Origin of the sequence: Tissierella pigra, assembly GCF_009695605.1 — a bacterium.
Classification (GTDB): domain Bacteria; phylum Bacillota; class Clostridia; order Tissierellales; family Tissierellaceae; genus Tissierella; species Tissierella pigra.
The window spans coordinates 1-8,278 of the sequence record NZ_VUNQ01000078.1 but is presented as its reverse complement, the minus strand read 5'-3'; the positions used below and the strand labels follow the sequence as shown (position 1 = coordinate 8,278).

10 protein-coding genes are annotated in these 8,278 nt (G+C 32.7%); all 10 read right to left on the bottom strand.

Annotated elements, in window-relative coordinates; translation table 11 throughout:
* Positions 1-104: 104 nt before the first annotated feature.
* Positions 105-2,189 (bottom strand): MobP3 family relaxase, encoded by a 2,085-nt coding sequence (gene mobP3, locus FYJ83_RS18845; RefSeq protein ID WP_154443035.1) that lies wholly within the window; start codon positions 2,187-2,189, stop codon positions 105-107.
* Between the two features lie 6 nt (positions 2,190-2,195).
* On the bottom strand, positions 2,196-2,618 hold the full coding sequence (locus FYJ83_RS18840; protein WP_229768665.1) for a hypothetical protein: 423 nt from the start codon (positions 2,616-2,618) through the stop codon (positions 2,196-2,198).
* Positions 2,619-3,028: 410 nt separating this feature from the next.
* Positions 3,029-3,283 carry a DUF6103 family protein gene (locus FYJ83_RS18835; RefSeq protein WP_154443034.1) on the bottom strand — a complete coding sequence of 85 codons (255 nt, stop codon included), beginning with the start codon at positions 3,281-3,283 and terminating at the stop codon, positions 3,029-3,031.
* A 235-nt stretch (positions 3,284-3,518) separates the two neighbouring features.
* A complete protein-coding gene (locus FYJ83_RS18830; RefSeq protein WP_154443033.1) occupies positions 3,519-3,974 on the bottom strand; it encodes a helix-turn-helix domain-containing protein in 456 nt (151 codons plus the stop codon).
* 61 nt (positions 3,975-4,035) lie between these two features.
* On the bottom strand, positions 4,036-4,416 hold the full coding sequence (locus tag FYJ83_RS18825) for a DUF3846 domain-containing protein (RefSeq protein ID WP_154443032.1): 381 nt from the start codon (positions 4,414-4,416) through the stop codon (positions 4,036-4,038).
* An 11-nt stretch (positions 4,417-4,427) separates the two neighbouring features.
* Positions 4,428-5,000 (bottom strand): DUF6329 domain-containing protein, encoded by a 573-nt coding sequence (locus tag FYJ83_RS18820; RefSeq protein ID WP_154443031.1) that lies wholly within the window; start codon positions 4,998-5,000, stop codon positions 4,428-4,430.
* Positions 5,001-5,012: 12 nt separating this feature from the next.
* A complete protein-coding gene (locus FYJ83_RS18815; protein ID WP_154443030.1) occupies positions 5,013-6,101 on the bottom strand; it encodes a M23 family metallopeptidase in 1,089 nt (362 codons plus the stop codon).
* A gap of 5 nt (positions 6,102-6,106) precedes the next feature.
* Complete coding sequence (locus FYJ83_RS18810; RefSeq protein WP_154443029.1) at positions 6,107-6,643, bottom strand: gamma-glutamylcyclotransferase family protein; 537 nt, start codon at positions 6,641-6,643, stop codon at positions 6,107-6,109.
* A 10-nt stretch (positions 6,644-6,653) separates the two neighbouring features.
* Complete coding sequence (locus FYJ83_RS18805; RefSeq protein WP_154443028.1) at positions 6,654-7,694, bottom strand: amidoligase family protein; 1,041 nt, start codon at positions 7,692-7,694, stop codon at positions 6,654-6,656.
* Positions 7,695-7,706: 12 nt separating this feature from the next.
* Complete coding sequence (locus tag FYJ83_RS18800; RefSeq protein WP_154443027.1) at positions 7,707-8,204, bottom strand: hypothetical protein; 498 nt, start codon at positions 8,202-8,204, stop codon at positions 7,707-7,709.
* Between the last annotated feature and the right edge of the window lie 74 nt (positions 8,205-8,278).

Sequence of the window (8,278 nt, the reverse complement as noted above, 5' to 3'; positions counted from 1 at the left end):
CCTTTGATTTTGTTTATAATTCATAGTAGATCCTCCTTTAAATTAAGAATTGTTTTCTCTCAATTACAATTATACCTTAATTTATTTGTGAGGATTTTCTATTTTTATCGTATCACAGGAAGCTCGTGTTCTGGGTTTTCTTCTGCAAGAATTAATTTTGCAAGAGAATAACAGGCAAATGTATTTCCAAGCTTTGCCGACTTTTCATAATACTGTTTTGCTTCCCCTATATCTTTTTCTGTACCGATTCCATTTTGAAGCATCCACCCAAGTCTATATTGTATTTTATCATCATGACTTTGCTTTTCTAATCTTTTAAAACCTATGAAAGCAGAGTAAAAATATTTATCTGACTCTTCCTTATTCCTATCAGTTCCAATTCCGTCACGATACATCTTTGCTGCTTCAAAATCAGCATATGGAAACCCCTGCTTCGCAGATTTTAAATATAAATCAAAGGCACTTTCATAGCTTTGCTCAACTCCTTGACCTCTGTAATAAAGACCACCCAAAGAATACTCAGCAAACTTATATCTTTCTTTTGCTGACAGAGTAAGCCAGTATGCTGCTTTTTCATAATCTTCTTCTGTTCCAAGACCTTGTGAATACATCTTACCTATACGATACTCTGTATATTTCCAAGGCTTTCTACTTTCTACCTTATGGAAAGCATTAAGGGCTTTTTCATACCATTTATAGGATTCTTCTATATCAATCTCTATACCAAGTCCATCTGCAAACATTCTTCCCATGTTAAACATAGCAAGGGCATTTCCTTTTTCAGCTTCAGATCGAAATAAACAAAAGGCTTCTTCAAAATCCTGTACTATATCATCTGTACCAAATAAGAATTCACAAGCTCTTTTATAATCATCACTCCACTTGATATAAACATCTTCAGCTATATCTATATCATCACTAACTTCTATTTCATTAATTAAATCTAAATTGCTACCTTCTACCTCAATAAATTCTGTATTTTTTTCAGCTCTATTATCTATTGCTTTATCTACGATTTCATCAGTCATATCAATATCACCATTAGCTATTTCTTCAAAGGAAAAAATTCCTTTATTAAAATTATCTGCCTCTTTAATAATCATATTTTTAATTGACTTAAATTCCTTTTGCTGTGATAGTGGCAAAGGTTCAGGTAAATTATCCATATAGCTATGCAATACTTCGTTGCGCATTTCATACCACAATTCATATGCCTTGCTTATTCTTTCTTCCTTAGCTAGTTCATCTACAATCTCATCTACCATTGCTTTAAGTTTTGGTTGTAAATATCCATATTGTTTTTTTCCTTTGCTGAATTTCAATCTTTCTGCAAACCCTATAAACAATTCTTCTACATTACTATTTCGATAGGTATCATTTTTCATTTCAGATATTAGTTGTAATAAGACCTCCCTTGATTCCTCTTTTAATTCATCCCTTCTTTTACTTTGCTCTATATATATTTCTTTTAACTCTTGACCAAAGATATTTTTTACAAATCCTGATTTCATTTTCTCTATACCTTTTTTAGTTAGATATCCTTTCTTTGGATCTGTTGAATAACAAATCATATGGATATGGGGATGATGACCCTCATTATGAAAGGCTGCATACCACTGAAAATTCTCAGGCTTTATCTTTAAAGATTCAGCTATGTCTATGGCATAGTAAGAAAGCATATTGTGCCAACTTTCAGCATTATCATAACCAAGCCCTGCAGCATCCTCTCTCCTTAGAGAAATAATTGGAGTCCATACATTCCCCTCATGATTTGCAACTTCTTCTGCAATTCTACTAAGAACTAGACTTTCATCTCCGCCAGTAAATAAACCATGCTTTCCCATTTTTTCTACCCTTAGTCTATTTGCAATATAATCCACATAGTTTTTCCGTTTGCCAATCTTATCAAAGTTTTCTTCTATTGCTATGGAAATAAATTCAGAAGCATTTTCTAATGATGGGTTCTTAATATAATCTTCATATTCAAATAAATTTTTGGTGTTTGGAAATTCTTTAACTAGCTGTAATATTAATTCTCCCTGTTTTGTGGAAGAAAAATTTCTATTTTCTATATTAATTTTTTCTACTCCATCACGAGTAGCAATATAATTTACTAAGTTTTCAAGATGAGCCGATGTTTTATCACTCCCACCTTTTAGATAAGGACACTTCAGAATAAGCCTTGGCATAAATTATCACTCTCCAATTCCCTGTTGAAACTTTATCGCCTCCTCCATGGATATTTTACCTCTTGTCTTTCTTACTTGCTGAACACATCTTCCCCTAAGACTACGAAGTTCTTCCTCACTAATTTCTAAACCGGCGGCGAGTATATTCATCATCATACTCATTTCAACTGATAGACGAAATAAATTATTAGCATTCCTATTTTCTGTTTCTTTAAGTATTCCTTGTATTGCTGAGATTAGTATCTTAGATAGATATACTGTAGTATCTTCACTAACTAAATATCCCATATAAAAGTTTAAAGCTTTATCTATAAATTCACTTCTGCTTTTGCAATTATCCCTTTCAAGTAAACTATCCATCTCTTCCATTGTTTCAGGATATAACCATACTGCTGTCCTTTTCTTTACTGAATTCTTTTTCTCTGCCAATTCCACCTCACCTCAAATATCTATTATTTTCCCTTGACCACCTATAGGGTACACCCATCAACTCTTTGTTTTATGGGGTTCTTAGTAGATAACGACCACCTATGACAGCACAAATTTCATTTTCCGACCACCTGCCTTAATTCTTTCAACCCACGGCACTGCCGGGGGATGTGACTGGAAGGTGGAATCTTTTGACCACCTTCCTTTATCCTGCACCAAAATCAATAGGGGGGTTCATCCCCACTATTCTAATAACATCACCTAAAAGCCAGTAGTTAAGCCATCTTAACATTCATTATGCTTAGTCGGCACATTCGCCCCAACTTTCGATTTACTTTAGATTAGGTATAAACATACCATGTCCCTCTTTTAAATGGCACACAAGGGCAAATACGCCCTCAAAAATTGTCTTATTCCTCTTTTATAGATGGCATATTAGCTTCTACTTGATTTTTGGTGGATTTTTTAGGTTTTCTTCTCTGTATTGCTTCTTCTTGCTTTTCATCAATATATTCTCTTACATTGGCTGGAACATATTTCTCATATAGTTTTTGAAGTTGATCTATCAGCTCATCTTCTAAATCTAATTCTTTTTTTTCGATATATATGTTTATAGACCTTAATTTTTCAGCGCTAAAATTTATCTTAATAGTATCTTTTTTCATCTAAGGCTCATCTCCTTCCTTTTTCTAAAGATAAACATTGTTTATAAAAACTATATTTCTATATCGAACTTTACAACATTTTCCCATCAAAAAATCACCCACATATGTGAGTGATTTTTAAAGTTATTCCGTATTTTAAATTTAGAATTTACATATTAATTTGTTGCCCAATTTCATTAGTTTCATCCTATTTAATCATAATTCTTAAATTTATTTACTAACATATCCTATACAGTTAATCATTCAATTTTTCCTGTGATTCTCCATAGAGATATTTTTTTCTTAAATAATTTGCTTGTTCTTCTGTAATATAACCTGTCCATAAATCTGAATTAATCGCACCATAAAGTTCATCCCATAGGCAATCTAAATATAGAACATTTTCTTCTATTCCCCGTAGATAGGCTTTTAACGCTTCATCTAAGGTTCCAGATAAATTTGTTTCTAAATAAGATTTATCTTTAGGCTTCCCTTCATCTATATTTTCTTTTGCTTCTATTTTTAATGTAATAATTTCTTCAATAGGCATATCTAGTGTTTTGGATAATTTTAAAATTATTTCTTCACTGCATACATTAATATCTATTTTACCAGAGCATATATCTGATAATGTTGGCCATGGAATTCCACTTAATTTTGATAAGCTATATCTTGACATTCCTTTTTCTTTTAGAATTCGTTGAATTGTCATAATCATCACCTACTTTTTAGTATATAGACATATTACTATAGTATTAAGATATTTTCCATCTTTATAAATCAAATCCCCTAAACTCCATCCAGGGTTGTGCCTCTGGTTCTTCCCCAGTAAATTCTTGAATCTGTCCAAATTCATCTGTATATTCTTCTATTTGTTCATCAGTAAGGGATATAAATTCTCCATCTTGGCTATCTCCTACAATAAAAAAAGGGCCGGCAATAATATCATTACCCACCCTTCGATTCAGTTCCATTCCATTTAATTTTCCTTCTTCATTACATACTAAGATACAATTATCATCCAGATAAATACATTCAAATAATCCTTGAACTTCTTTTTGGATACCTTCTAAATCATTACTTATTTCCTTTTCATAGGGTAGCCTTTGTGGTTCAATCTTTAAGATCCTAATTCTTTCTTCTATCTTTTCCATTTATCTTCCTCCTACATTTTCATATTTTGTTCTATTTCATCATCAATGAAGTTTAGATGTTTACTATAAAACATCATATCAAAGCAGTTATCTCCAATTTCTAATTCAGCCAATTCTTCTCTTTCTTCTAGTTCAGCTAATAGTAATGTCCCTATTCCATTATTCTCATTTATAATTAATCCATGGTTTTCTTCTATTTCATCAAAGTATATTACCCAGCTTCCATTTGATGAATTATTTGTAGCTTCCTCTATTATTTTATCTACAACCATGGATATATGATTATCAATATAGGATTTTATATTTGGCAAAAATGCTGTATATCTAGGATAGTCATAGCCTTGGCTATCTATTAAAATCCCATCACCACTATCCATATTAAGTGCTAATAAACCATGAACTTGTCCAGCAGAATCTATATACATTTCATCTTGTCTATCTTTAATAAAATCTCTATCCTTTAATAAATCCCTACTAAATTCTTTAAATTTCTCTTCATCCATCAATTCAATTCCCTCAATTATACAATTCGCTGCATTAAACTCTGGTATCTTTCTTTCAAATATTCCCTTTGTAATTAGCATAAAATCCTCCCCTTATGGTAAATAATTTCTTGGGTTTTTCTTTTCTCCATTTATTCTTATTTCAAAATGAAGATGGTTCCCTGTACTTCTTCCTGTTGAACCTACCTCCCCTATGATGTCCCCTGCTCTTACTTTTTGCCCTTCTCTGACTAAAATCTTGGAACAATGAGCATATAAGGTAATAAATCCACCACCATGATCTATCATTATGTGATGGCCATAACCTGTTGATGAGTATCTGGTTAAATGGACAGTTCCATCTAGTACAGATCGTATGGGTGTCCCTTTTGGTAATCCTAAATCAATTCCACTATGTCCTTTTGTCTGTCCTGTAAATGGGTCTTTTCTATAACCAAATTCACTAGTAACTACATTCCTCCAGTTAGATCCCACTGGAGAATAAAAATCATCTACACCTATAAATTCTTCTTCGGACAAAGGGAGTCCATTAATAAATCTATCAAATTCTTCTCCATAGGTAGGAGCAGGTCTTCCATAAAGTATGCGATAATATATTTCAGTAGTATTGGCCACATCCTCATAAGTCACAGTTCTTCCCATTATATCTTCTATATTTTTATAGACTTCTGATATGTCTTTTATAGGAATAGCCACTGTATATGTCTCTTCATGTTCATTTCCTTCATCATCCGTTACAGTTCTTTTACGCTCTTCATAGTTGACAAAACAGTCCACATATTTCGCCTTATCTATTTTTGAAGGATGATTTTCGCCGAAATACAGCGAATAAAAAATAGCCTTAACCCTTATTGAGTCTAAGCTATCATCTTCATCCATTTGGCTATTTATTTTAGTGATTCTACTATCAATATGGGAAAAGCTATTACGCATATCTTTAATATGGCCTCTATAGTCTTCTGGAATACTATTTGGCATACTACCTCCATTAAATGATAAATCTAAGGCAATGTTGTTATGATTTGTTGTTCCTGAAAGCAATGCACATATAATAACAATGATTAATATAAAGGGAGATAGGATTGCTGCAATGGTCCACCCTATTCCTTTTCTTACCCTTTCATCTGATAAGGCAGATAAAGCTGTTTTTACAATAATCCCTAATGATCCAGGGTCTGCCATTTATATCACCACCATTTCATTCCAAATATATCTCCCTGTTCAGGTTCATTTTTCTCTATTTCTTCAAAGTTCTCTATTTGACTTAGGGTTTTCTCTACTGCATCATATAAAATATCTAAATCAAATCCTGCATCAATATAGCCTTCTTCTATGGTTCTCAGATAATTACCAGATGGATTTCCAAGCTTATACCCCTCCGTCATTATATAAACCATTGCTGTAGCTTTATGATTACCTACAGTAATATCCACTCCAGATTTTCCATAAAAACTTGGATATCCTTCGTATCTATCAAGGGCCTTCTCATCTTTTGGCTGAATACTCCATAGTAAAACAGGAACTGTACTACCTTCACATGGTTCGATAGTTGCCACTGCACTATGTCTTGATCCACGAAATACAAGCTCATAGTCCTTTAGCTCCGATGCACCGATAACCCTTGCAGTAGGGCATCGGTACTTCATCTGATTTAAATTTAGGTTACTTCCATAGGCAATATATAATTTATGGATTGAGTCCTTATCTATATTTATTTCTTCCATATTGACCTCCTTATTGATTCATAGACATAGAAAAAACAGGATCTTCCTCCTGCTCATCTATTTCCATATCATTATTTTCTAATTCTTCTCTTCCTTCTTGCTCTAAAAGTTCTAATTCTCGCTTTTGTCTAAGTCTTTCTTTTTGAGCCTCAGCTTGCTCTGGTGACTTCCAAGCAATATTTCCTTCTAGATTATCTAGAAGATGTTGTCTCGCTGTTTTAAATTCATCTCCAATTAAGTTGAGTCTTAAAAGCCATCCCCTAAATGTATATTTCTCATTTTCTGATACAGTTTTTCTTGGACTTGCAGACCTTTGATTATAGGCTTGAGCTGTAATTGCCATACAAAACTGCAGGTAAGCCTTAAGTTTTCCTGCATGGAGTGATCCATTAAAGGCACGAAATTCTATTGTACCTTTTTGGAATACAGAATGTAAATTTAAGCACCTATACCTGCTGTCATGGTAATGCTCATGACTTCCATCCCTCCCCTTATACCAGAGATTTTGTACTCCACTTATTGTTTTAGGCTTCTTTTTATTTAGTTCTTCTAAGAAATCCTTATCTATCTTTCTGCAATACCTCCTTTCCCTTTCCGAATCTACCTTTAATGCTTTATATATCATATCTTCTTTTGATGCTATAATATTTACAAGATTTCTAATTTGATAAGCCTTAAAGGGAGCCGCATTTATGTGGATATGAATTCCACAGGATTTATTGCAAAATGCCCCAGCCCTTCTTAATTCTCTTATCATCTCCTGGATATTTTCTATGTCTTCATAAAAACATATAGGACTTACTAATTCAACACTATACTCGCTATCTGCTATTTGCTTTCGATTTCCTATTTTCTTTTGACAGGTAATACTGGCATCTCTTACAAGCTGCCATTTCCTGTTTTGATTATCTGTTACAGTATAATTTCCATATCCCCCTCCCACATAATTTACTCTACCATTTAAATATTCGCCTATAACCTGTGCTGCTCTTTTTCTTGTGATACCTGTCATTTCTACTTCTACACCAAACTTTTGCTCCCTAAGATCCATGTCCGCACCACCTTACCATAGTCTTTTTTCATTTAAAATATCTATGGCATTTTCGTATCCTACATATTTTGCTGAACTAACTATCAATTCTATAAGCCTTATACTTCTCCAAGAATCTATTAATTCCCCATAACATTTATCATGAATTTCATTGATTTTAAAAATAGTATCTGCAATAATCTTTTCTACTTCCTCATCTAAATCATTAGATGCTTTGCTAATAACCCTTAGTTTATTAATAAATCCATCTAAAATATTATCTAGTTCTTTAATATCTTTTTCATCATAATAATTATAGGCTAGGAATGGATTTTCATATTCTTCTCCATTGATACATTTCTTTATTTCCTTTAGTATCTTGGCCCTATTCTTTTTTTCTGCCTTTAAATATTGCTCCATAAAACATAGAAGATCATTATCTTTATTTGGAGTATAACTAATGCACACCCTTAAATCCTCTATAATGCCTTGCTTTTGATTTCTAAAAGATTCAATTTTATCAAATATCACTATCTGCCGCCTGCCTTTCCAAATAACTTTTCTTTATATTCTGGAGCATGAACTGCTAGATTGTAACGTTCATT